At 60.8% G+C, this 23,313-nt stretch carries 24 protein-coding genes; 13 read left to right on the forward strand and 11 right to left on the reverse strand.

Annotated features, from left to right (window positions below):
- Positions 1-10 precede the first annotated feature (10 nt).
- Complete coding sequence (gene ompR, locus Q7C33_RS19340; RefSeq protein WP_025211284.1) at positions 11-751, forward strand: osmolarity response regulator transcription factor OmpR; 741 nt, start codon at positions 11-13, stop codon at positions 749-751.
- Positions 752-865: 114 nt separating this feature from the next.
- A complete protein-coding gene (locus Q7C33_RS19345) occupies positions 866-2,179 on the forward strand; it encodes an ATP-binding protein (RefSeq protein WP_030140494.1) in 1,314 nt (437 codons plus the stop codon).
- A 71-nt stretch (positions 2,180-2,250) separates the two neighbouring features.
- On the opposite strand, the gene rimK is transcribed toward Q7C33_RS19345, so the two are convergent.
- Both rimK and rimB read right to left on the reverse strand, forming a co-directional pair.
- Positions 2,251-3,156, reverse strand: a complete 906-nt coding sequence (rimK, locus tag Q7C33_RS19350; protein ID WP_030141550.1) for a 30S ribosomal protein S6--L-glutamate ligase — start codon at positions 3,154-3,156, stop codon at positions 2,251-2,253.
- Positions 3,153-3,635, reverse strand: a complete 483-nt coding sequence (rimB, locus tag Q7C33_RS19355) for a retropepsin-like aspartic endopeptidase RimB (protein WP_030141549.1) — start codon at positions 3,633-3,635, stop codon at positions 3,153-3,155. The genes rimK and rimB overlap by 4 nt, the downstream gene beginning before the upstream one ends.
- Positions 3,636-3,870: 235 nt before the next feature.
- Here rimB and Q7C33_RS19360 point away from each other — a divergent pair, with 235 nt between their 5' ends.
- From Q7C33_RS19360 to Q7C33_RS19370, 3 genes are all read left to right on the forward strand, one after another.
- The gene (locus tag Q7C33_RS19360; protein ID WP_030141548.1) at positions 3,871-4,275 is read left to right on the forward strand and encodes an RNA-binding S4 domain-containing protein; all 405 of its coding nucleotides are present in this window, start codon (positions 3,871-3,873) and stop codon (positions 4,273-4,275) included.
- A 258-nt stretch (positions 4,276-4,533) separates the two neighbouring features.
- Positions 4,534-5,436 carry an Hsp33 family molecular chaperone HslO gene (gene hslO / locus Q7C33_RS19365; protein WP_198797044.1) on the forward strand — a complete coding sequence of 301 codons (903 nt, stop codon included), beginning with the start codon at positions 4,534-4,536 and terminating at the stop codon, positions 5,434-5,436.
- A gap of 178 nt (positions 5,437-5,614) precedes the next feature.
- Positions 5,615-7,159: a phosphoenolpyruvate carboxykinase gene (locus Q7C33_RS19370; protein ID WP_030141546.1), complete on the forward strand. Its 1,545-nt coding sequence runs from the start codon at positions 5,615-5,617 to the stop codon at positions 7,157-7,159.
- Positions 7,160-7,214: 55 nt separating this feature from the next.
- Here Q7C33_RS19370 and Q7C33_RS19375 read toward each other — a convergent pair whose 3' ends face one another.
- Positions 7,215-7,568, reverse strand: a complete 354-nt coding sequence (locus Q7C33_RS19375) for a DUF1493 family protein (protein ID WP_030141545.1) — start codon at positions 7,566-7,568, stop codon at positions 7,215-7,217.
- 400 nt (positions 7,569-7,968) lie between these two features.
- On the opposite strand from Q7C33_RS19375, the gene Q7C33_RS19380 reads away from it, so the two are divergent.
- The 5 genes from Q7C33_RS19380 (at position 7,969) to Q7C33_RS19400 (ending at position 11,645) form a co-directional block, all read left to right on the forward strand.
- The gene (locus Q7C33_RS19380; RefSeq protein ID WP_407683956.1) at positions 7,969-8,991 is read left to right on the forward strand and encodes a colicin E3/pyocin S6 family cytotoxin; all 1,023 of its coding nucleotides are present in this window, start codon (positions 7,969-7,971) and stop codon (positions 8,989-8,991) included.
- Between the two features lie 7 nt (positions 8,992-8,998).
- Positions 8,999-9,253 (forward strand): colicin E3-like toxin immunity protein, encoded by a 255-nt coding sequence (locus Q7C33_RS19385; protein ID WP_407683957.1) that lies wholly within the window; start codon positions 8,999-9,001, stop codon positions 9,251-9,253.
- A gap of 329 nt (positions 9,254-9,582) precedes the next feature.
- Complete coding sequence (locus Q7C33_RS19390) at positions 9,583-9,810, forward strand: hypothetical protein (protein ID WP_258648703.1); 228 nt, start codon at positions 9,583-9,585, stop codon at positions 9,808-9,810.
- Positions 9,811-9,949: 139 nt separating this feature from the next.
- Positions 9,950-11,176, forward strand: coding sequence for a 3-hydroxyacyl-CoA dehydrogenase (locus Q7C33_RS19395; RefSeq protein ID WP_407683958.1), 1,227 nt, complete (start codon positions 9,950-9,952; stop codon positions 11,174-11,176).
- A gap of 49 nt (positions 11,177-11,225) precedes the next feature.
- Positions 11,226-11,645 (forward strand): acyl-CoA thioesterase, encoded by a 420-nt coding sequence (locus tag Q7C33_RS19400; RefSeq protein ID WP_030141540.1) that lies wholly within the window; start codon positions 11,226-11,228, stop codon positions 11,643-11,645.
- Between the two features lie 85 nt (positions 11,646-11,730).
- Here Q7C33_RS19400 and Q7C33_RS19405 read toward each other — a convergent pair whose 3' ends face one another.
- The 4 genes from Q7C33_RS19405 to Q7C33_RS19420 form a co-directional block, all read right to left on the reverse strand.
- Positions 11,731-12,207 (reverse strand): glycine zipper domain-containing protein, encoded by a 477-nt coding sequence (locus Q7C33_RS19405; RefSeq protein WP_030141539.1) that lies wholly within the window; start codon positions 12,205-12,207, stop codon positions 11,731-11,733.
- Between the two features lie 234 nt (positions 12,208-12,441).
- Positions 12,442-14,790, reverse strand: a complete 2,349-nt coding sequence (locus Q7C33_RS19410; RefSeq protein WP_198797050.1) for an FdhF/YdeP family oxidoreductase — start codon at positions 14,788-14,790, stop codon at positions 12,442-12,444.
- The gene (gene fdhD / locus Q7C33_RS19415) at positions 14,787-15,626 is read right to left on the reverse strand and encodes a formate dehydrogenase accessory sulfurtransferase FdhD (protein ID WP_030141537.1); all 840 of its coding nucleotides are present in this window, start codon (positions 15,624-15,626) and stop codon (positions 14,787-14,789) included. Before fdhD ends, Q7C33_RS19410 begins: the two co-directional genes overlap by 4 nt.
- Before the next feature lie 93 nt (positions 15,627-15,719).
- A complete protein-coding gene (locus Q7C33_RS19420) occupies positions 15,720-16,607 on the reverse strand; it encodes a LysR family transcriptional regulator (protein WP_030141536.1) in 888 nt (295 codons plus the stop codon).
- A 134-nt stretch (positions 16,608-16,741) separates the two neighbouring features.
- Here Q7C33_RS19420 and lysM point away from each other — a divergent pair, with 134 nt between their 5' ends.
- Positions 16,742-17,191, forward strand: coding sequence for a peptidoglycan-binding protein LysM (gene lysM / locus Q7C33_RS19425; RefSeq protein WP_030141535.1), 450 nt, complete (start codon positions 16,742-16,744; stop codon positions 17,189-17,191).
- 100 nt (positions 17,192-17,291) lie between these two features.
- On the opposite strand, the gene yrfG is transcribed toward lysM, so the two are convergent.
- A complete protein-coding gene (gene yrfG / locus Q7C33_RS19430; protein ID WP_030141534.1) occupies positions 17,292-17,954 on the reverse strand; it encodes a GMP/IMP nucleotidase in 663 nt (220 codons plus the stop codon).
- A gap of 88 nt (positions 17,955-18,042) precedes the next feature.
- Between yrfG and nudE the strand changes: the two genes are divergently transcribed.
- Complete coding sequence (nudE, locus tag Q7C33_RS19435; RefSeq protein ID WP_030141533.1) at positions 18,043-18,609, forward strand: ADP compounds hydrolase NudE; 567 nt, start codon at positions 18,043-18,045, stop codon at positions 18,607-18,609.
- Positions 18,606-19,433, forward strand: coding sequence for a 3'(2'),5'-bisphosphate nucleotidase CysQ (cysQ, locus tag Q7C33_RS19440; RefSeq protein WP_407683959.1), 828 nt, complete (start codon positions 18,606-18,608; stop codon positions 19,431-19,433). Before nudE ends, cysQ begins: the two co-directional genes overlap by 4 nt.
- Positions 19,434-19,589: 156 nt before the next feature.
- Here cysQ and Q7C33_RS19445 read toward each other — a convergent pair whose 3' ends face one another.
- Genes Q7C33_RS19445 through Q7C33_RS19455 form a run of 3 tightly spaced genes read right to left on the reverse strand, consistent with a single transcriptional unit; the run spans position 19,590 to position 23,277 of the window.
- Positions 19,590-20,045, reverse strand: a complete 456-nt coding sequence (locus tag Q7C33_RS19445) for a YiiD C-terminal domain-containing protein (protein ID WP_407683960.1) — start codon at positions 20,043-20,045, stop codon at positions 19,590-19,592.
- 38 nt (positions 20,046-20,083) lie between these two features.
- Positions 20,084-21,472: a sigma-54-dependent transcriptional regulator gene (locus Q7C33_RS19450; RefSeq protein WP_407683961.1), complete on the reverse strand. Its 1,389-nt coding sequence runs from the start codon at positions 21,470-21,472 to the stop codon at positions 20,084-20,086.
- Positions 21,469-23,277 carry a sensor histidine kinase gene (locus tag Q7C33_RS19455; protein ID WP_030141529.1) on the reverse strand — a complete coding sequence of 603 codons (1,809 nt, stop codon included), beginning with the start codon at positions 23,275-23,277 and terminating at the stop codon, positions 21,469-21,471. The genes Q7C33_RS19450 and Q7C33_RS19455 overlap by 4 nt, the downstream gene beginning before the upstream one ends.
- Positions 23,278-23,313 lie beyond the last annotated feature (36 nt).

A 23,313-nucleotide genomic window follows, 5' to 3' on the forward strand; every position in this document is an offset into this window, starting at 1 on the left:
GGAGCTTCCTATGAGCAGCACAGCACAAACTGCTGAAGGCGAAAAAATTCTGATTGTTGACGACGATCCCGGGCTGAGCAGCCTGCTGGAGCGTTTTTTCGTCAGCAAGGGCTACCGCGCCCGTACCGTACCGAACACCGAGCAAATGGATCGCCTGCTGGCCCGTGAGGTGTTCAACCTCGTGGTCCTCGATCTGATGCTGCCGGGTGAGGACGGCTTGACCGCTTGCCGTCGCCTGCGTGGCGCGAACAACCAGATCCCGATCATCATGCTCACTGCCAAGGGCGACGAACTGAGCCGCATCAAGGGGCTGGAGTTGGGCGCCGACGATTACCTGGCCAAGCCGTTCAACCCGGACGAGTTGATGGCCCGGGTCAAGGCGGTCTTGCGTCGCCAATCGGCCCCGGTGCCGGGCGCGCCGGGCAGCGAAGACGAAAGCGTGACCTTCGGCGACTATGAATTGTCGTTGGCCACTCGTGAGCTCAAGCGTGGCGACGAAATCCACATGCTCACCACCGGTGAGTTCGCCGTGCTCAAGGCCCTGGTGATGAACGCCCGCCAGCCGTTGACTCGGGACAAGCTGATGAACCTGGCCCGTGGCCGCGAATGGGATGCGCTGGAGCGCTCCATCGATGTGCAGATTTCCCGTCTGCGACGGATGATCGAGCCCGATCCATCCAAGCCGCGTTATATCCAGACCGTCTGGGGCGTGGGTTATGTGTTCGTGCCGGATGGCGCCGCCAGCAAGTGATTGGCGATTTGTAGGAGCGGGTAGCCTGGCTGGTTGAAATGTCTTCTTCCAGGCGACTCGCGGTCCGTCATTGTGCGAGCATCGCTCGCTCCTGCAAGTGTGTAGCGGCTATTCATGAAAACCCCCGTTTGGTTCCCCCAGAGTTTTTTCTCCCGCACCCTCTGGCTGGTGCTGATCGTCGTGCTTTTTTCCAAGGCGCTGACGCTGGTCTACCTGCTGATGAACGAAGACGTGTTGGTGGACCGCCAATACAGTCACGGCGTGGCCTTGACCCTGCGGGCCTATTGGGCGGCTGACGAAACCAATCGAGCCAAGATTGCCGAGGCGGCGACATTGATTCGGGTCGTTGGCGCCGGCGTGCCGGAAGGGGAGCAGCACTGGCCGTACAGCGAAATCTATCAACGGCAGATGCAGGCCGAACTGGGCGCCGACACCGAGGTGCGACTGCGCATGCATTCGCCTCCGGCATTGTGGGTGCGTGCCCCGAGCCTGGGTGACGGTTGGTTGAAGGTGCCGCTGTACCCGCATCCATTGCGTGGCCAGAAAATCTGGAACGTGCTGGGTTGGTTCCTGGCGATCGGCCTGTTATCGACGGCATCGGCATGGATCTTCGTCAGCCAGCTCAACCAACCGCTCAAGCGCCTGGTGTATGCCGCCCGGCAATTGGGCCAGGGTCGAAGCGTACGATTGCCCATCAGCGATACCCCGAGCGAGATGACCGAGGTCTATCGCGCTTTCAACCAGATGGCCGAGGATGTCGAGCAGGCCGGACGCGAGCGCGAGCTGATGCTTGCGGGAGTCTCCCATGACCTGCGAACGCCCCTGACTCGATTGCGGCTTTCCCTGGAATTGATGGGCGAGCACACCGACCTGACCGACGAGATGGTTCGTGACATCGAAGACATGGACGCGATTCTCGACCAGTTCCTGGCGTTCATTCGAGACGGTCGTGATGAGTCCGTGGAGGAGGTGGACCTCAGTGAGTTGGTGCGGGAAGTGGTTGCGCCCTATAACCAGAACGACGAAAAAGTGCAGTTGCGCCTGGAGCCGATCCAGCCGTTCCCGTTGCGCCGGGTGTCAATGAAGCGTTTGTTGAACAACCTGATCGGCAATGCGCTGAACCATGCGGGCGCCGGTGTTGAAGTCGCGGCCTATGTCTCCGGCGACACCAGTGCGCCTTACGTGGTGCTGAGCGTCATGGACCGTGGCGCTGGTATTGATCCGTCGGAGCTTGAGGCCATTTTCAATCCCTTTACCCGGGGCGATCGCGCCCGAGGAGGAAAGGGCACCGGACTGGGCCTGGCGATCGTCAAGCGCATCGCCTCGATGCACGGCGGCAACGTCGAACTGCGCAACCGCGTCGGTGGCGGGTTGGAAGCACGGGTGCGCTTGCCGTTGGGCTTGATGCTGCCTCGGGATGCGGTGTAGCGATTTCTTTCAGGTCAGGCAGAGGACCTGTGGGAGCGAGCAAGCTCGCTCCCACAGTGTTTGTAAATGGATTAGCCTTTGCCCTTGGTCCGGGTCATGTTCGGCCCGCCATTCTTTTCCAGGTGTTCGATGATGATCCCTGCCACGTTCTTGCTGGTGGTGGTCTCGATGCCTTCCAGGCCTGGCGAGGAGTTGACCTCCATCACCAGCGGTCCGTGATTGGAACGCAGGATATCCACGCCAGCCACGGCGAGCCCCATGACCTTGGCGGCACGCAGGGCGGTCATGCGTTCTTCGGGGGTGATCTTGATCAGGCTCGCACTGCCGCCCCGATGCAAGTTGGAGCGGAACTCACCGGGCCGGGCCTGGCGTTTCATCGAGGCGATCACTTTGTCGCCGACCACGAAGCAACGAATGTCCGCACCGCCGGCTTCCTTGATGTATTCCTGGACCATGATGTTTTGCTTCAGGCCCATGAACGCCTCGATCACCGACTCCGCCGCCGTTGCGGTTTCACACAGCACCACGCCAATGCCCTGGGTACCCTCCAGCACCTTGATCACCAGGGGGGCGCCATTGACCATCGCGATCAGGTCGGGAATGTCATCCGGCGAGTGGGCAAAACCGGTCACGGGCAGGCCGATGCCGCGCCGAGACAGCAATTGCAGGGAGCGCAGCTTGTCTCGCGAGCGGGCAATCGCGACGGACTCATTGAGGGGATACACGCCCATCATTTCAAACTGGCGCAATACCGCGCAGCCGTAGAAGGTCACCGATGCGCCGATGCGCGGGATGACCGCATCGAAGCCTTCCAGCGGTTTGCCGCGGTAATGGATCTGCGGCTTGTGGCTGGCAATGTTCATATAGGCGCGCAGGGTATCGATCACCACCATTTCATGGCCACGTTCGGTCCCGGCCTCGACCAGGCGACGGGTGGAATACAGACGCGGATTTCGCGACAGCACAGCGATCTTCATGCAACACCTGTGGCAGAGGTAGTGGACACCGGGTATGCCGGCTTGTCTTGGACGTATTTGATGCCTGGATTGACCACCAACTGGCCGTCAATCAGAGCTTTGGAACCCAGCAACAGGCGATAACGCATGGATTTGCGGCAGGCGAGGGTGAACTCGACCCGCCAGAACCGATCGCCCAGCGCCAGCGTGGTGCTGATCACGTAGCGGACCTGGGCGTGGCCGTTGGAGCTCTTGATGGTCTTGCGCGCTACCAGCGGCGCTTCGCAGCGGCGATGGCGCAACTGCACCACCGTGCCCAGGTGCGCGGTGAAACGCACCCATTTTTCGCCGTCGCGCTCGAATGGCTCGATGTCGGTAGCGTGCAGGCTGGAAGTACTGGCTCCGGTGTCGATTTTTGCGCGCAGGCCGGCGACTCCCAAGTCCGGGAGCGCCACCCATTCGCGCAGACCGACGACGGTCAGATGGTCAAATGTCTTCAATAAAAACAACCTGAAATTGGCACATCGGATCGTGGACTCCGCGAATCGCGGTATTCACGCAGAATAATCACAAAATGGCGACAGTTATCTACGCACCCGTTTGAATGTGTAGCCGATGCCGACGCTCGCCCTATGAACGGGCGGTTCGGCGGGCATTCTATCCGTCGCGACGGATTCGTGCGCCCGACAAAAACGGTAGTACAGTTCCAGCTATTCGTTAGAAAGAGGAATTCCAGTGGCACAAAAAAGCGAAGAGGATGACAAGGTCCGTCTCGATAAATGGTTGTGGGCGGCACGATTCTACAAGACCCGAGCCTTGGCCAAGGCCGCCATTGAAAGCGGCAAGGTCCATCACCGGGGCGAGCGTTGCAAGCCTGGCAAAGAGCCACGTATCGGTGACGAATACGTCATCCGTACCGGTTTTGATGAAAAAACCGTGGTTGTCGAAGCCTTGTCCATCGTGCGTCGCGGCGCGCCGGAAGCTCAAACGCTATACCGCGAGACCGAAGCCAGCGTCGCCAAGCGCGAAGCTGCTGCCGCCCAGCGCAAGGCCGGTGCCCTGGGCGTCAGCACCGACGGCAAGCCGAGCAAGAAGCAGCGTCGGGACCTGTTCAAGTTTCATGGCAGCAACAGCGAGTAAAGCATCGGCCACACCGGTAACCCGTGGCGAGGGAGCTTGCTCCCGCTGGGCCGGTCCGACGCCTCGGGCGTAGCGGCCTCAGAATCTTGCGGTCGCTACGCAACCGAGCGGGAGCAAGCTCCCTCGCCACAACAGCGCTGCACATGCAGATAGATGCTCAGTCTTCCCACAAAGCAAAATCATGGCTTGCTTGGAACCCACCCTGAATGCCCATAAAATGCCTGTCATCAATTGCCATCACCTCAGATACCAGACCCTATGACTGATTTACCGGATACCGACTACACCCAACGTTTCATCTTCGATGACAGCGACGCCCGTGGCGAGCTGGTGGCGTTGGAGCGTAGCTACGCCGAAGTCCTTGCCAAGCACGCCTATCCGGAGCCGGTCGCGCAATTGCTCGGCGAGTTGATGGCCGCCGCGGCGCTGCTGGTGGGTACCTTGAAATTCGATGGTTTGCTGATCCTCCAGGCGCGCTCCGAAGGTCCGGTGCCTCTGCTGATGATCGAATGCTCCAGCGAGCGAGAGATCCGTGGCCTGGCCCGTTATCACGCGGAGCAGATCGCGCCCGACGCGACCTTGGCCGACCTGATGCCCAACGGCGTGCTGGCCCTGACGGTCGACCCGAGCCATGGCAAGCGCTATCAGGGCATCGTCGATCTCGACGGCGCGACGCTGGCTGAGTGCTTCACCAATTACTTCGTCATGTCCCAGCAGACCAACACCCGCTTCTGGCTCTATGCCGACGGGCGGCGCGCCCGTGGATTGCTGCTGCAGCAACTGCCTGCCGACCGCATCCGTGATCCGGAAGAGCGCGACGCCAGCTGGCAGCACGTCACCGCTCTGGCCAGCACCTTGAGCGCTGATGAATTGCTGGGCCTGGACAACGAAACCGTCCTGCATCGCCTGTACCACGAAGAGCAGGTTCGCTTGTTCGATGGCCAGCCGTTGCGCTTCAAATGCAGTTGCTCCCGTGAACGTTCCGGCAATGCGCTGGTCAGTCTGGGTCTGGAAGATGCACAGCAACTGGTGATCGAACATGGCGGCGCCATTGAAATCGATTGCCAGTTTTGCAATGAGCGCTACCTGTTCGATGCCGCGGACATTGCCCAATTGTTCGCCGGTGCGGGTGTCGACACACCGTCAGATACTCGTCACTAAATCGGTTCAGCGCAGGTAAATCTCCTGGCAAACGCCGGATTTACGCCGTACTGACGGGAGGGCCCTACTTTTTTTGGGCTTTTCTGGCATAATCCGGCCCACTTTTTTCGGGTAGTAGTGCGCGACTTCCTACTACAAAACGTTTGGAGCACTCGGCCACGGGCCGACGGGGAATCTCATGACGCAAGCCAATAACGCCGTGTACACCGATCTGAGTGTCGATGATCTGGTCAAAGAAGCCCTGAATCGCGGTGAAGGCGAGCTTGCCGATACTGGCGCGCTGGTTGTACGTACCGGTCATCGTACCGGTCGCTCGCCAGTCGACCGTTTCATCGTGGAAGAGCCAACCACCCAGCACGCCATTGCCTGGGGCCCGATCAACCGCAAGTTCCCGGCCGACAAGTTCGACGCCCTGTGGAACCGCGTCGCAGCCTACTTGGGCGAGCGCGAGCGTTTTGTTTCCCACGTGCATGTAGGTTCCGATCCTGCGCACTACCTGCCGGTCAAGATGACCACCGAGACCGCGTGGCACAACCTGTTCGGCCGCTGCCTGTTCATCAACCCCGAGCAGTACAACGCCGGCGGCAAGGACGAGTGGCAGATCCTCAACGCGCCGAACTTCGTCTGCGAGCCTGAGCGTGACGGCACCAACTCCGACGGCACCGTGATCATCAACTTCGCGGCCAAGAAAGTGCTGATCGCCGGCATGCGCTACGCCGGTGAGATGAAGAAAGCCCTGTTCTCCGTGCAGAACTTCCTGTTGCCAGCCGTTGACGTGCTGCCGATGCACTGCGCCGCCAACATGGGCGAAGAGGGCGATGTGACCCTGTTCTTCGGTCTGTCGGGCACCGGCAAGACCACCCTGTCCGCCGACGAAAGCCGCTACCTGATCGGTGACGACGAACACGGCTGGGGCGTAGGCGTGGTCTTCAACATCGAAGGCGGTTGCTACGCCAAGTGCATCGACCTGTCCGAGAAGAACGAGCCGGTCATCTGGAAAGCCATCCAGCACGGCGCCGTGTTGGAGAACGTCGTCCTGGACCCGGTCACCAAGAAAGCCGACTACGCCGACGACAGCCTGACCCAGAACAGCCGCGCCGCCTACCCGCGTGAGCTGATCGAAAAACGCGCACCGAAGAACCTCGGTGGCGAGCCAAACGCCGTGATCTTCCTGACCTGCGACCTGACCGGCGTACTGCCGCCCGTGTCGATCCTCAGCGAAGAACAAGCTGCCTACCACTTCCTGTCCGGCTACACCGCACTGGTGGGCTCGACCGAAATGGGCTCGGGCAGCGGCATCAAGTCGACCTTCTCCACTTGCTTCGGCGCGCCGTTCTTCCCGCGTCCAGCCGGTGAATACGCAGAGCTGCTGATCAAGCGCATCCGTGGCTTCGGCTCCAAGGTCTACCTGGTCAACACCGGCTGGACCGGCGGCGGCTACGGCGTCGGCAAGCGCTTCAACATCCCGACCACCCGTGCGGTGATCGCAGCCATCCAGAGCGGCGCGCTGATCGGTGCTGAAACCGAACACCTGGACATCATCAACCTGGACGTGCCGCTGGCTGTTCCGGGCGTCGAGACTGGCCTGTTGAACCCACGCAACACCTGGGCCGACAAAGCCGCCTACGACGAAGCCGCCAAGGCATTGGCCGGGCTGTTCATCGAGAACTTCAAGAAGTTCGAAGTGAGCGACGCGATCAAGGCGGCAGGTCCGCAGCTGTAAGGCTTGGTTGATAGATGAAAAAGCCGCCCTTCAAGGGCGGCTTTTTTGTGCGCGACTAGTTTTCTTCCAATGCCTGCGTATCCCATCGCTGCACCTTGATTGCCTTGTACAGCATGCCGATGGTCAGCGGCATCTTGTTTGCGCGCCCCTTGGCCCTGCGCTTTTGAAATACATCGAATCCTTCCGGTTGGAAATAGCGATAGGCGTCATAGTCGATGAGCTCGACGGCGAACCGCTCTTCCAATGTTTCCATCAAATGCCGCGCATCCGCGCCGTCGCAGCCTAGATCGTGATTGATCGCGGTTTCCAGCCGAAGGGTCTTGCGTTCCGGCAGGCCGATCTCTTCGTGGAGCAATTCCATGAGTTGGCGCATGACGGCATCGTCGGGGAAGTCTGGGGCGAAGTGCATGTTGGGGGATCCGACTGGTAGGAATGGCAGGGCTGTACGGTTGGCAAGTTTAGGGCGAAATCGTTTCTCAAAAAGAAGAAAAGTCTCACGTCATGCTCGGAATCGTCTGGTGAGCATTGCCCCGCTTACTCGGTAAGGTTCTCCGCGCCGCTTGCATTGAGTTGGCGCTGACCGAGCAAGGACGAAGCATGGCGAAAGGAAAAGGCGATATTCCCCAAGTCTGGGAGTACCGAGGTGGTGACTGGCGCCACAGAGTCCTACGGGACATGACCCCGGACGAGCTGGCAAAACGAGACGCCGATTATAAAGCCCATGAGGACATGCTCGCTCGGCAAGAGGCGTACATGACCCAACGGCTGAGCCAGATACATCAGAAGGAAGCCCGCGTATCAAAGGCTGCGTGTTCGCCAAGTCCTGCGAACTGCCCGATGCGATCATCGATTATCACAATCCAACCGGTTACATTCCGACGGAGATGCTGAGCGCTTATGGCGCCTTCACGTTGTTGGGCGGCCGAGAGGTAGACGCGTCAGGCTGCGTACCGCTGAAGACCATCAGCGGAGCGTTGCCCGCAAGTGTTGGCACGCTGGCACTGGGTGGAACGGCGTTGGCCCCCCTTGGCGCTGGCGCGGCGATCACGGCGCCGGTAGCGGCAGGCGCACTGGTGGGATTGGTGGGGCTGCTGATGCCCTCGAACCTGGGCGACGGTTCGCTGTGCACCGAAGAGCAACTAAGGTCCCTTGAACAAGCGCGCAGCCGGGTTCGCCTACATGTCGAAACCCAGCCCGACGGGACGCTTAAAGGTTACGGCTACAACACCCAGTCAAGACGCGACTGGGAGATGATCCCGGTGGTGACATTCCAGGCCCGCGGCGAGCAGCAAGTGGCAGACTTCGGCGACGGGGTCGAGTTGATCTGGACGCCGGCAGTGGACCCTTCCGCGACGTTGGGCATTCCAGCGTTGGAAGCTGCGCCACAGGCGCCGCGCATCTGGATCTTCCCGCCGACGCCCATGGCGGACAGCATCATCGTCAATCCGATCTATCCACCGGAGTACAAGGATTTCATTCTTGTGTTTCCGGTGGGGGCTGGGGTTTCGCCGTTATATGTAGTTTTGAATGTTCGGCGCAAAGGGTTGCCGGAGCCAGCGCATAAGTATCATCACGCACCTCAGACAAACGAAATTTCAGGCTTCGCTGGTCTTACTGAAGTTAAAGCAAAGACTCCCCGTCAAGGTGGCGGCGGTTTCCGGGAGCGTTGGATTGATGCTAAGGGCAGGAGAATTTACGAGTGGGACTCTAGCCACGCCGAGTTAGAAGTGTATCGTTCAAGCGATGGGGGCCATCTCGGTGCATTCGATCACCTTACGGGTGAGCAAAAGAAAAAACGAAATCCGAAACGTAACATCAAGAAGTATTTATGAGGACGCCATGGGTTTGAAAATTAGGCTGAGGTGGTTTGATAAAGTATCCGAGCTATTGGTCGAGAAAGAGTATTCAAAGGATTTCGGAAGCGACACCGAGATTCTGGATGAACTCAATATTCCTTCGGGAAATAATATTAATAACGGAAATCTTGATGTCGTCGGCGAATGGATTGGAATCCTCCAGCCACATTTCAAACATTATCTGGATTTGTCGAGGTACGACTATCAAGTATCTTTTGACTATCGAGATGAGTGGTGAGCGTAAGATCACGAGGTCGAGGCAATTACGGCCGGCTTTTCGACCCCGGCAAGCATCGGTGGCACTTCAGATAGCCTCATGCAACCGCCTAGCAAGAAGCTTGTGATCAGGACGGTAGGTAACGTCAGTTTGCTCAACATGATTTTTCTCCTTGTCTAATGAGCAAAGGGAATCCTGTCTTTTGCTGGTCCGATGCAGCCGATTCATGGATCGACGGCGCACCTTAACGCGTCTAATGACCGGAGACGAGACATCAAAGCGCCTGGATCGCTTCGTGGCAAAGCGATAACGCTCCCGAAAAAAGCGTATACAGCGAGAGAGGTAGAGCCATGAATTTTGCTGTGTTGGGATTTTATCCAGGCCAGGACGAATTGGTATTTGAACAGAGCATCAACCTGTCTATAAAGGACTTGATGCCATTGATGCTTTGGACTGACAACACCGATTATATTGGCGCTGATTTCAAGCTTTCCAAAACACAAATTATCGAAATTGGGCGCTTGGCGTCGTTGGCTTTTCCCGCAGAGTTTGATTTTTATCTAACGTCAACCGAATGACCCGGCCCGTGACTGTGCTCATTTACCTGTGAGCTGCATCCATCCGCTGAATGCCCGGCATCACACGAATAAATTTCAAAAAAAATCAGTGGCTGGCTAAGGTAATGGCTGTCCTTGGATCGCCAACAAGAGAGCAAACATGAGCCAGACAACCTTCGATATCCAGCGCGCCGCCGTGGTCGGTGCAGGCACCATGGGCCGTGGCATCGTGATGTGCCTGGCCAACGCCGGCGTCACTGTGCAATGGGTCGATAACAACCCGCAGATGCTTGAGCAGGCATTGGCCACGGTGGCCGAGACTTATGCCCATAACGTACGCCAGGGCCGACTCGAACAAAGCGAGGCCGACGCGCGGATCGCCCGGGTAATGAGGGCGGATGACTACGCGGCGATCCGCAATGTGGACCTCGTAATCGAAGCGGTCTACGAGAATCTGGAACTCAAGCAAAAGATATTCCGCGAGCTGGACGGCATGCTCAAACCCGAGGCGCTGCTGGCAAGCAACACTTCGGCGTTGGACATCGATGCCATTGCCGCCGCCACGCGTCGGCCAACCCAGGTGCTGGGCCTGCATTTCTTCAGCCCTGCGCACATCATGAAACTGCTGGAAATCGTCCGCGGCGCACAGACGTCGAAAGCGGTGCTGGACGCAGCGCTGGCGTTGGGCAAACGCATGGGCAAGGTAAGCGTGGTATCGGGTAATTGTCATGGGTTCATTGGCAACCGGATGCTGCATCCCTACGTGCTGGAGGCGCGCAAGATGCTTTTGGAGGGGGCGCTCCCCCATCAGGTCGATGCGGCGCTGCAAGGCTTCGGCTTCGCCATGGGGCCGTTTCGCATGTACGACGTGGTCGGGATCGATCTGGAATGGCGTGCCCGGGAACTGGCGGGCCAGGGCCAGGACGCGCCCGAGGTGCAAGTGGACAACCGCCTGTGCGAGTTGGGCCGGTTCGGCCAGAAGAGCGGCAACGGGTACTATCACTATGAGCCAGGCAGTCGCCAGGCTGAACACGATGTCGAGGTCGATGCGCTGGTGCAGCGGGTCAGCGAGGGGCTGGGTTTCCAGCGGCGTGACATTGGTACCGAGGAGATCCTCGAGCGCTGCTTGCTGGCCCTGGTCAACGAAGGTGCGAAGATCCTCCAGGAAGGCATCGCCGAGTCGTCTCACGACATCGATCTGGTTTACCTCAACGGATATGGCTTCCCCGCAGACAAGGGCGGCCCGATGGCCTGGGCTGACCAGCAAGGGCTTGACGACATCCATGCGCGCTTGTTGGCGCTTGAAACCAAGCAGGGCGACCAATGGAAACCCGCCCGTTTGATCGGCGAGCTGGCTGCGCAAGGCAAAGGATTCTCCCAGCGATAATGCCGAGCCTTGCCCTGCGTTCCAAAACCGGATTACCCAAGGACAACTGATGCCCCAACGCACGGAATACTTGCACTTCCAGCCCATTACCACGCGCTGGCACGACAACGATGTGTACGGTCACGTCAATAACGTCACCTACTACAGCTTTTTCGATACGGCCGTGAACACCTACCTGATCGAAACCGGCGGGTTGGATATCGACGAAGGAGAAGTGGTGGGCTTCGTAGTGAGTTCGGCCTGCGATTACTTTGCCTCGATCGCTTTTCCAGACCGGATCGAGGTTGGCCTGCGGGTCGGCAAACTGGGCAACAGTTCGGTGCAGTACGAGCTGGCGGTGTTCAAGGTGGACGAGGACGAAGCCTGCGCGGCGGGGCGCTTCGTGCATGTTTTCGTGGATCGGGCATCGAATCGGCCCGTGGCGATTCCTGATCGATTACGCGCAGCGTTGGAACGGTTGGTGGCCTGAAACGAAAAATCGCAGCCTCCGGTCAGTCTCTGAAGAGAACGGCCGAAGGCTGCGATCTTTTACCGGCTGGTAGAAAAGTCAGCCGTTAGTCGCGGTAGTAGCGGTGATGCTTCTTGCGATGCCCGTAGGCATGGCCGCGACCCGGGTGCCCGTCACGATAGTAGCGACGATCGCCACGGCGACCTTCGTAACGGTCGTCATCGTCGTCCTTGCCCATGTAGTTGCCCAGCGCGCCGCCGGCGCCACCGCCAGCAGCGGCACCGATCAGGCTACCAGTGGTGCCGCCTACGCTGCGGCCGACCACGTTACCGCCGGCTGCGCCCAATGCGCCGCCGATCGCCGCTTCACCGCGGCTATGTTTGTCTGCGCCGACTGCGCTACCACCCGCGCCGCCAAGGGCTGCGCCGATAGTGGAGCCGGTGTTGCCGCCCAGGGACTGGCCGACGACCGAACCCAAAACCCCGCCCAATGCGCCGCCTACACCTGCTTCGGCGGTACCGCCGGCAGACGCGACGCCACTGATCAGGCCAAGGGACAACAAGAGAATGGAGGAGAACTTCATAGAGGAGCCTCAAAGGGATGACGGCGCGATCCTGAGGCTGGCTTCGCTTGGTTACAATCGAAATCCGACGAGTAACACGACTTGTGCACAATTCTCTAAGTTATTGTTTTTAGGCTGGAACTTAACCGAATTTCGCCGGTCTTTAGCTACTTCAGACAGGCCGTTTTCATTGGAAAACGGCCTTTTTTGTGGGCGTCTGGAAGTACCGTGGAAGCCCGCCCCCTGAGAATTGCGTCAGGCCGACTTGGCCAGGATCAACCCGTTTTCGCTCGCGGCTTCGAGGCGGATCGCCACGAACTTCGAGGTTGGGGTAAAGCTGCCGTCGCCAGTGCTTTCCAGCGGCACCAAAGGATTCACTTCCGGGTAATAGGCTGCGGCCTGCCCGGCGGGGATGTCGAAGGCCAGCAAGGTAAAGCCTTTGACCCGACGCTCACGGCCATCATCCCAGAGCGAAACGATGTCGGCTTTCTGTCCTGGCTTGAAGCCCAGGCGGATGATGTCCGCTTCGTTCACGAACAGCACGTCGCGTTGGCCTTTGACGCCGCGATAACGGTCATCCAACCCATAGATCGTGGTGTTGTACTGATCGTGCGAACGCATCGATTGCAGGATCAGGTCCGGCAGTTGGCCTGTCGCGCGGGTGCGCTCATGGATCAGGTCCGTCGGCAGCCGGTTGGGCTTGAAGTTGGCCCGGCCCGAAGGGGTATTCCAGCGACGGGCACCGGCGCTGTTGCCCAGGTAGAAACCGCCGGGGTTCTTGAGTTTTTCGTTGAAGTCCTTGAAGCCAGGGACAGTCTCGGCGATCAAATCGCGGATACGGCTGTAGTCGGCCACGAGCCAGTTCCAATCCACTGGGCGGCTGCCCAGCGTGGCGGCGGCGATGCCGGCGATGATCCAGGGCTCGGAACGCATCTGGTTCGACAGCGGCTGCAGTTGGCCATTGGAGGCGTGGACCATGCTGAAGGAGTCTTCCACGGTCACCGCTTGCGAGCCTTCCGCTTGCAGGTCGATGTCGGTACGCCCCAGGCACGGCAAGATGAGCGCTTCCTTCCCGTGGGCCAGGTGGCTGCGGTTGAGCTTGGTGCTGATCTGGACGGTCAGGTCGCAGTTGCCCAAGGCCTGGAAGGTCCGGTGGCTGTCTGGCGTGGCCTGGGCGAAGTTGCCGCCCAGGGCGACGAACACTTTTGCCCGGCCTTCGGCCATGGCGTGGATCGCCTCGACCACGTTGTGGCCGTTTTCACGCGGTACCTTGAACTGGAAGCGCCGCTCCAGGGTGTCGAGGAACGCAACGGGCGGACGCTCGTTGATTCCCATGGTCCGGTCGCCTTGCACGTTACTGTGGCCACGAACCGGGCAGAGCCCTGCGCCTGGCTTGCCGATGTTGCCACGCAGCATCATCAGGTTGGCGATTTCCTGGATCGTCGCCACCGAATGGCGGTGCTGGGTAATGCCCATTGCCCAGCACATGATCACGTTGTTGGCCTTGGCGTACATACGCGCGGATTGCTCGATCTCGGCCAGGGTCAGGCCGGATTGCTCGACGATCTGCTCCCACGGGGTTTCATCGACGACTGCCAGGTATTCCAGGACGTTGGCGCTGTGTTCGTTGAGAAACCCATGGTCGAACACCGCAGGGCCGCCGCTGTTCTGCGCGTCCCGTTCCCATTGCAACAGGAATTTCGCCATGCCCCGCAGCACAGCCATGTCACCGCCCAGGGCCGGGCGGAAATAGGCGGTGTTGGTCGGTTTATCACCGTTGGTGAGCATTTCCAGCGGATGCTGTGGATGCTGGAAGCGTTCCAGGCCGCGCTCTTTCAGCGGGTTGATACACACCACCTGGGCGCCACGTTTGACGGCTTCGCGCAGCGGCTCGAGCATCCGTGGATGGTTGGTGCCGGGGTTCTGGCCCCAGACGAAAATCGCGTCGGCATGTTCGAAATCGTCGAAAGTGACCGTGCCTTTGCCCACGCCCACGCTCTGGGACAGGGCCACGCCACTGGCTTCATGGCACATGTTCGAGCAATCGGGAAAGTTGTTGGTGCCGAAGGCACGCACGAACAGTTGATACAGGTAGGCCGCTTCGTTGCTGGCCCGGCCTGACGTGTAGAACTCCGCCTGGTTCGGGCTGGACAGTCCGTTCAGATGCTTGCTGATCAGTGCGAATGCCGCGTCCCAACTGATGGGCTTGTAGCGGTCGGTTTCGGCGTCGTAGCTCATCGGCTCCGTCAGGCGCCCCTGGTATTCAAGCCAGTAATCGCTCTGCTCCAGCAACGACGTCACGCTGTGCTTGGCGAAAAAAGCCGCGTCGACACGACGCTTGGTCGCTTCCCAGTTCACGGCCTTGGCGCCGTTCTCACAGAACTTGACCATGCCGCTTTCCGGCGAATCACCCCAGGCGCAGCCGGGGCAGTCGAAGCCGCCGTTCTGGTTGGTCTTGAGCATCATGCGGATGTTCTTCAGCGCGTTATCGCTGGTCAGCCAGGCCTGGGCAACGCTGATCAGCGCCCCCCATCCACCGGCCGGGCCCTTGTAGGGCTTGTAGCGCGGTGCGGGTTTCTGGTTGGCTTGTTGATAGTTGCTCACGCTTGTTTCTCCATCGCAGGGCTATAGACCCGCGGCGCACTTTTCTGCGGCAGGTGGATGAGGTTGAGGTTGTGTTGGCGGGCCCACTGCACGGCGAGGCCCGTGGGCGACGACAGGCTGACCAAGGTCTGGATGCCCGCACGCAGGACTTTCTGGATCAATTCGAGGCTGCAACGGCTGGTGACAATCGCCAAGCCGCCGGCTACCGGGATTTGTTGCCGGATCAACGCACCGATCAGTTTATCGAGGGCGTTGTGTCGGCCAATGTCTTCGCGGCCCAGCAGCAGCTCGCCCTGGGCATTCATGAACAATGCCGCATGGACCGCGCCGCAGTGCTGGCCCAGGGGCTGGAACTGGCTGATGCGTTGGCGCAGGCCATCGAGCCATGGCGCCGGTGGTAGCGGCGCCCCGGGCAGCGCCTTGAGGTCGGGTAGCGCCTGTTCCACGGCTTCCACGCCACACAGTCCGCAACCACTGGTGCCGGCCATCTGCCGGCGTTGCTGCTTGAGATTCCAGAAGGCGCGATTGGCGATGGTGACCTGGGCATATTGCGCCGAACCGGCACCGCTCAGTTGCAAATCATAGATATCCGCGGGGTCTTCGATGATGCCGCTGCCGAGGCTGAAACCGACGATAAAATCTTCGAGATCTGTGGGCGTGACCAACATGACAGCCTGGCTGATGCCGTTATAGGCAATGGCCAACGCCACTTCCTCGGCCAGCGCGGTGCTGTCCGAGTCGGAGTGGTCCAGGTTGCAGTAGCGATAGCTCTGGCTGGCGGCTGGCGTGGAGGGTTCCACGTCAGGCGTTGGACAGACCGGAGGCTTGTCGTTCATGGGCATCACTGAAAGTAGGAATAGTGGTAAGACTAAATGCGGCAATCTGCCACGTCTAATCGCTATTACTGATCTTCCAATAGATGACGTCGATCAAGAGATGCTTGTTGATTTCTGGTAAAGCGCGAAACAGGCCTCCGCCAACGCCGAACGCGGGGCGCCGCGACGCATGATCAGGCCGAGCGGGACGAGTGACTGCGCCCCTTCGATGGGCTGGATCCGCAGGTCTTCGGCCATGTCGTGCAGGCCGCCCTCCAATGGCACCACCGCGCAACACAGCCCGCCGTGAACGGCTTGTAGCAGCTGATGCACGGCGTCGGTCTGCAACAGCGGCTGGGGTGACAATCCCCGACTGTGGAAGTTGTGGTCGATGGACTGGCGAAAATGCATGCCGCTGGTGAGCATGCCCAAGGGCAATTCGACCAGCGCTTCCCAGCTCAGCGGTTGTTCATCGAAAAAGAAAAACCGCTGGTCGTAAAGCAGGCCCATGCGGGTATGGCTGAACGGCAGCGCCTCGAAACGATCGTTGTCCAGGCGTTCCAGGTAGGAAATGCCCAGGTCGATGCGGTTGTTCGCCAACTGTTCGAGAATCTGCTCGGAGCTCAGGGACGACAATTCGAAACGCAGGCTGGGGTGGTCGGCGTGCAGGCGCTGCATCATCGACAGCGGATCGAAGTTTGACAGCGGCACCACGCCCAGGCGCAGCGTGCCCACCAGATTGCCCCGGCAGGCCGCCGCTTCGGCCTGAAGCCCGTCGTAGGCGGCCAGCACCGTGCGAGCCCAGGCCAGCACCCGTTCACCTGGCGCGGTAAAACCCTCGAAGCGCTGGCCGCGGTTGACCAGTGGCAGGCCAAGCTCTTCTTCCAGGCTGCGCAAGCGCATCGACAGGGTGGGTTGGGTGATGTGGCAACGAGCGGCGGCCTGGCCGAAGTGACGGGTTTCGTCGAGCGCAATGAGAAATTTCAGTTGCTTGATGTCCATCTTCGCTCCAGGGCGCTTGAAGGTTGGGATTCTAGCGCTTGCGCGTGGCGGGGTCATCGGTCGGTTGGGGAGCGGGTTCGGTGGGCTTGGTCTAGGCTTTGCGTCTGGACATTTGAACCCAGGGAGAGACAACCATGAGCCTTTTCAGTTTTTTAAAAGATGCCGGTGAAAAAATTCTTGATGCGCTGACGCCCGACAAGGCCGAAGCCAACAGCGAGGCGCTGACCAAGCACGTACAAGATGCCCTGACAGGTATAGATACTTCCAGGATCCAGATAAAAGTCGAAGGCGAAAAGGTCATTGCCACGGGCGAAGCCGCGACGCAGGAGGAAAAGGAAAAAATCCTTTTGGCCCTGGGCAACGTTGCCGGTATCAGCGGCGTGGATGACCAGATCACGGTCACCGGGCCGGTTGCGGCGGCGGCCAGGTTCGTCACCGTTGAGAAGGGCGACACCTTGAGTGCCATTTCCAAGCGGGTCTATGGCGATGCGAACAAGTACAACAAGATTTTCGAAGCCAACAAGCCGATGCTGAAACACCCGGACAAGATCTACCCGGGGCAGGTGCTGCGTATCCCTGAGTAATCTTCAGACTTGCAGTGTCTTCATCGCAAGCAAGCTCGCTCCCACAGTTGACCACATGTCCCTGTGGGAGCGAGCTTGCTCGCGATGAAGGCGGTGCGGTTCAAAGTCCGGCAATCAAGTCCCGATAATCCCCGACCGCCTCAAACTCCCCCGTATCCTTCGGCCCCTTGCGGCTGTCTGGTTCGCTGACCGCCAGCAGATGGCCGACGCCAAAGTCCCGGGCGCTGCGCAATACCGGCAGGGTGTCGTCGATAAACAGGCTGCGGGCCGGGTCGAAATCCAGGTCGGCTTGCAAGGCATCCCAGAACTGCGGGTTCTCCTTGGGGAAACCGTAGTCGTGGGAACTGATCAAGCGCTCGAAATATGGAGCCAGTTCGATACGCTCCAGTTTCAACGACAACGAATCTCGGTGGGCATTGGTGATCATCACGACCCGTTTGCCGGCCCTTTGGATCGCCGCCAGGAACGTATCGGCGTCCGGGCGCAACGCGATCAAGTGCGCGGTTTCCAGCTTCAACTCGCGCACCGGCAGTTTCAGTTCCTCGCTCCAGAAGTCCAGGCAATACCACTGCAACTGGCCGGCGTTGCGTTCGAACAGCGGTTGCAGCTCCATCTCGGCCATCGCGCGGCTGACGCCATGCAGTTCGGCGTAGCGCTGGGGCAGGTGCTCCAGCCAGAAATGGTTGTCGTAATGCAGGTCCAGCAAGGTGCCGTCCATGTCCAACAGCACCGTGTCGATCTCGTGCCAGGGCAATAAAGCCATCAAACTTCTCCAGCGGTAATCAGATATCCGACACAAACAATCAGGATAGGCCGGGTATAGTAGCCCGCTATCGCCCAGGGAGCCGTTTATGCGCCAGAAGCCCACCATACTCGACCGACGGATCGTCGCCACCAGCCGCCTGTTTTGCGTTGAAGAATTGCAATTGCGTTTTTCCAACGGTGTGGAACGCACCTATGAGCGGCTGGCGAGCAAGGGCGCAGGCTACGGCGCGGTGATGATCGTGGCGATGCTCGACGCCGACCACGCGGTCTTGGTGGAAGAGTACTGCGGCGGTACCGATGCCTACGAGCTGTCCCTGCCCAAAGGTCTGATCGAGCCCGGGGAGGACGTGCTGGCGGCGGCTGAACGGGAGCTCAAGGAAGAGGCCGGTTTTGGCGCGCGACAACTGGAGCACTTGACCGAGCTGTCATTGTCGCCTGGCTACATGAGCCAGAAAATCCAAGTAGTGTTGGCGACCGATCTGTATGAAGAACGGTTGGAGGGCGACGAGCCCGAGGCGATGCGCGTCGAGAAGGTCAACCTGGGCGAGCTCTGGGCCCTGGCGCAGAATCCACAATTCACCGAAGGCCGGGCGCTGGCGGCGCTGTATCTGGCTCGCGACCTGCTGACCCAGCGTGGAGCCTACCTGCCATGAATTACCCACATCCCCTGATCGCCCCGGTGATCGAGCTGGCGCTCAAGGCCGGCGCGGCGATCCTGCCATTCTGGCGAGCCAATGTGGAAGTCGTGCAAAAGGCTGACGAATCACCCGTCACCGCCGCCGACATGGCCGCTCACGATGTCATCGTCGCTGGATTGGCTGCGCTGGCGCCGGATATCCCGATCCTTTCCGAAGAGGACGCCAATATTGCACAAAGCGTGCGCGCGACCTGGAAACGCTGGTGGCTGGTGGACCCGCTGGATGGCACCAAGGAATTCATTTCCGGCAGCGAAGAGTTCACCGTCAACATCGCCTTGGTCGAAGAGGGGCGGGTGGTGTTCGGCGTGGTTTCGATGCCTACCAACGGGCGCTTTTATGTCGGCGGCGCTGGGCTTGGCGCCTGGCGTGGCGATAAAAATGCCGAGCCTTTGCCCATCGCCGTGCGTAACGTATTGGCGCCAGGGGAAGTGTTTACCGTCGTCGCCAGCCGCCGCCACACCAGTGCGGAGCAGGAGCGCTTGTTGGCCGGCTTGAGCGAGAGCCTTGGCGCCTTGCAATTGACCAATATCGGCAGTTCGTTGAAGTTCTGCCTGCTGGCCGAAGGTGCGGCGGATTGCTATCCACGGTTGGCGCCAACGTCCCAGTGGGACACCGCCGCCGCCCAGGGTGTGTTGGAAGGTGCCGGGGGCGAGGTGTTGGACCTGGGCGGCGAACCGTTCTGCTATCCGCCACGGGCGTCGCTGTTGAATGCCTCGTTCCTGGCTTTGCCGGCGAAGGCGGCGTGGCGTGGGAAGTTGTTGGAGCTTGCCCGCGCCTAAGATCAAATCTGACCTTTTGGCTCGGACTGCTTCTGTGGCGAGGGAGCTTGCTCCCGCTGGGCCGCGAAGCGGCCCCAAAGGCGTCTGCTGCGCCCGAGGCGTCGGACCGGCCGAACGGGAGCAAGCTCCCTCGCCACGGGTTTTATGCTGCTTTGATCAACGGTGCAGCACGTACTGCCCTTCGAATTGCACCGCCACGTCCTCGCTGTCCACGTTCATCACCCGCGTCTGCAGGGCCAGCCGCGCCCGTCCGTAGCGCCGATACGTGGCCAGGAAGCGCTTCCAGGTTTTTTCATCAGGCGCTTCGCAGACGACGTGCGCATCCCGGGTGACCGGCAGCGGATAGCTGATCTGCCCCTCCTGGATCACGATGTGTCCGTCCTCGATCCCTTCCTCGCGCAAGGCCAGGTGCAGCCAGCCCCAGCCGCCCAGTACCGCGCCGCAGTACAGACTGCCGCCGAACATGGTGCTCTTGTGGTTGACGTTGGCCTCGAGGGGCAGGAACAGGCGCAGTTCCCGGCCCTGCCAATCGAGCACTTTCAGGCCCATGTCCCGCGTCAACGGGATGTCCCGGTGCAGAATCGATTCCAGGTAGGTGCTGTCGCGGTTCATGCTGGGCCTCTTGCTTGAAAGGGAAGATGGGCGGGCATTCAATCAGACTCTTCGGCCGAGCCATGGCTGCTATCGAAGGCCAGCCCATGCTTGCGCAGCTTGTCGTGCAGCGTCTTGCGCGGGATGCCCAATGCTTCGGCAAGGCTGCGTACCGAACTGTGTGGGCGGGCCAGCTCGGCGGCGATCAGGGTCTTTTCGAAGTTCTCCACCTGCTCGCTCAAGCCGCCGCTGACCACTTCCATCGGCGTGCCTGGATGACTTTCCGGCGCGCTGTTATCCAGGGCCAATTCCAGGCCCAGGGCAAAACGTTCGGCGGCGTTCTGCAACTCGCGCACGTTGCCCGGCCAGCCATGGCGCAGCAGCAGCGCCCGATGGGCCGGTTGCAGCTCGTGGGGCGGCAGGCCGTGGCGGGCGCTGGCCTCGTCGGCGAAATATTGGAACAGCAACAACACGTCCTCACCTCGTTCGCGCAACGGTGGTATGCGCAGTGGCGCGACGTTCAGGCGGTAATACAAGTCGGCGCGGAACCGCCCCTGATCGGCGGCCTGGCGCAGGTCTTCCTTGGTCGCGGCAATGATGCGGATATCCAGCGGGATCTGCTGATTGCCACCCAGCCGTTCCACCACGCGTTCTTGCAGCAGGCGAAGCAACTTGACCTGTACGTCCAGGCTCATGCTTTCGATTTCATCGAGGAACAACGTGCCACCGTTGGCGAACTCGAATTTGCCGATACGGCGTTTCTGCGCGCCGGTAAAGGCGCCGGGTTCGTGGCCGAACAATTCGCTCTCCACCACCGACTCCGCCAAGGCGCCGGCATTAATGGCCACGAATGGCCCGTTGCGCCGGCTGGAGAGGTCGTGCAGGGCGCGGGCCACCACTTCCTTGCCGGCGCCGGTTTCACCGAGGATCAGCACATCGGCGCGGGTCGCCGCCAGGGCACCGATCTGCTCGCGCAGGCGCAACATGGGCGCCGATTGACCCACCAGCCGCGCGCTGAGTTCGTGGCGGTCGCTCAGGGCCAGGCGCAGGCTGCGGTTGTCCAGCACCAGGCGGCGCAAGGCCAGGGCTCGGCGAACGCTGTCGAGCAGATGATCGCTGGCGAACGGTTTCTCCAGGAAGTCGTACGCGCCAGCGCGCATGGCCTGCACGGCGAGCGGTACATCGCCGTGACCGGTGATCAGCAGCACCGGCAGTTCCGGATCCTGGGCGTGCAGTTGGCTCAGCAGTTCCAGGCCGTCCATGCCCGGCATGCGAATGTCGCTGACCACCACCCCCGGCCAGTCGCGGGGCAATTGCCCGGCCAGGCCATTGGCCTCGCCCAGGGGCAGGATGTTCAGCCCGGCCAGGTCGAGGGTCTGGCTCAAGGCCTGACGCAGATGGGGATCGTCGTCGATCAGCACCACCTCAATCTGGTTGTCGATGGTCATACACTACGGTCCTCGGAGGGTTGCAGGCTTACCCCGGGCGCGCCCGCGCGCAGCTTCAGGGTGATCAGGGCGCCGCCTTCCTTGTGGTTGGCGAACAACAGCTCGCCGCCAAAGGCGCGCATCAGGGTGTCGCAGATCGCCAGCCCCAGGCCAAGCCCCTGGGTACGGGTCTTGGTGGTGTAGAACGGCTCGCCGGCGCGGCCGAGGGCTTCCATGCAAAACCCCGGGCCGTTATCGCGGATGTACAGGTTGACGCCGGTTTCGGTCGCCTGGGCACTGAGCCAGAGTTTACGTGGCGGGCCTTTTTCGGTCAGCGCATCCAGGGCGTTTGCCAGGAGGTTACCCAGCACCTGGCGCAAGCGCGTTTCGCCGGCCTCGACCCACAGTGTGGCGGCCGGCAGGTCGCGGATCAGTTCCACTTCCATGCTCCGCCGCCGTTTGGCGAGTAACGCCAAGGCATCGTCCAGCGCCGGTTGCAAGGCGACACTTTCTGGCGCATGGCGGTCGCGACGGGCGAAGGCGCGCAAGTGGGCAATGATCGACGCCATGCGCCCGGTCAGTTCGTTGATCAACCTGAGATTGCCACGGGCATCTTCGGTACGCTGGTGGTCGAGCAATACCTCGGCGTTTTCGGCATAGCTTCGAATCGCCGCCAACGGCTGGTTGAGTTCATGGCTGATGCTGGCCGACATGGTGCCGAGTGCCGACAGCTTGCCGGCCTGGACCAGGTCATCCTGGGCCCGGACCAGTTCCTGCTGGGCGTGCTCGCGCTCCAGGACCTCCTGCTTTAGGCGCCGGTTAAGGCCTTCAAGGTCGCTGGTGCGTTCCGCGACCCGGCCTTCCAGTTCGTGGCGAGCCTTGGCCTCGAAGGCGATGCGGTCCAGGTAATGGCGCCTGCGCTGCATCATCAGGCCGAGCAACAGCATCAAGACCAGGAGCGCTGCGCCGCCGATGATCACCACCGTGCGCACCGGACGATCGATCAGGGTGCGCGGGGCGAGGATGCTGACGCTCCAGCCTGTTTCTTCGATGGTCTGGGTCTGGGGCAGCCAGGCGCTGGCGTCGAGGTTCAGCGGCTTGGGGTCGCGTGTCGGGTAGGGTTGTATCGCGCTGATCGCCTTGCTTTCCGCATCGCTCAAGGGGCGGGTCGAGCGGAAGCGCCATTCCTGGCGCGAGGTGAGGATGACCACGCCATTGGGGTCAGTCACCAGCAGTTGCTCCGGGGTCTTGCCCCAGAGGCTTTCGGTGTGGTCCAGGTCAACCTTGACCACCAGCACGCCGATGACTTTCTCACGGTCGCGGACGGCGGCGGCAAAGAAATAACCGCGTTTGCCCGATGTGGTGCCCAGGCCGAAGAAGCGTCCCAGGCGCCCGGCCATGGCTTCGATGTAGTAAGGGCGAAAAGCGAAATTGCGGCCGACGAAGCTGTCGTGCTTGTCCCAGTTCGACGCCGCCAGGGTCTTGCCCGTGGTGTCCATCAAGTACATGACTTCGGCGCCGGTCTGGGCGCTGATGTTTTTCAGCAGCCGGTTGGCGTTGCCCTGGGTGACGCCATCGTCCGGTGCCGACAGGGCCGCGCGCAGGGCCGGCAGTTCACCGAGAATCTGCGGCAGCACTTCATAGCGATGCAGGGTGCCCAGCAGGTTCGCGACGTAAAGATCGAGCGTCTGGCGATTCTGTCCGGCCAGCTCGCTGCGGTAATACCGCTCGGCCAGATGCTCCAGCGGCCACAGCAAAGGCGCCAGGCACAATGCGAGCAAGGCCAGGCTGCGCCAACGGGGTCTGCGGGGGAGGGTGGAATTCATGAGCAGGATGCGCCTGTGGTTACAGACGCATTATGC

Origin of the sequence: Pseudomonas sp. BP11-1-1, from assembly GCF_052112105.1 — a bacterium.
GTDB lineage: Bacteria > Pseudomonadota > Gammaproteobacteria > Pseudomonadales > Pseudomonadaceae > Aquipseudomonas > Aquipseudomonas alvandae.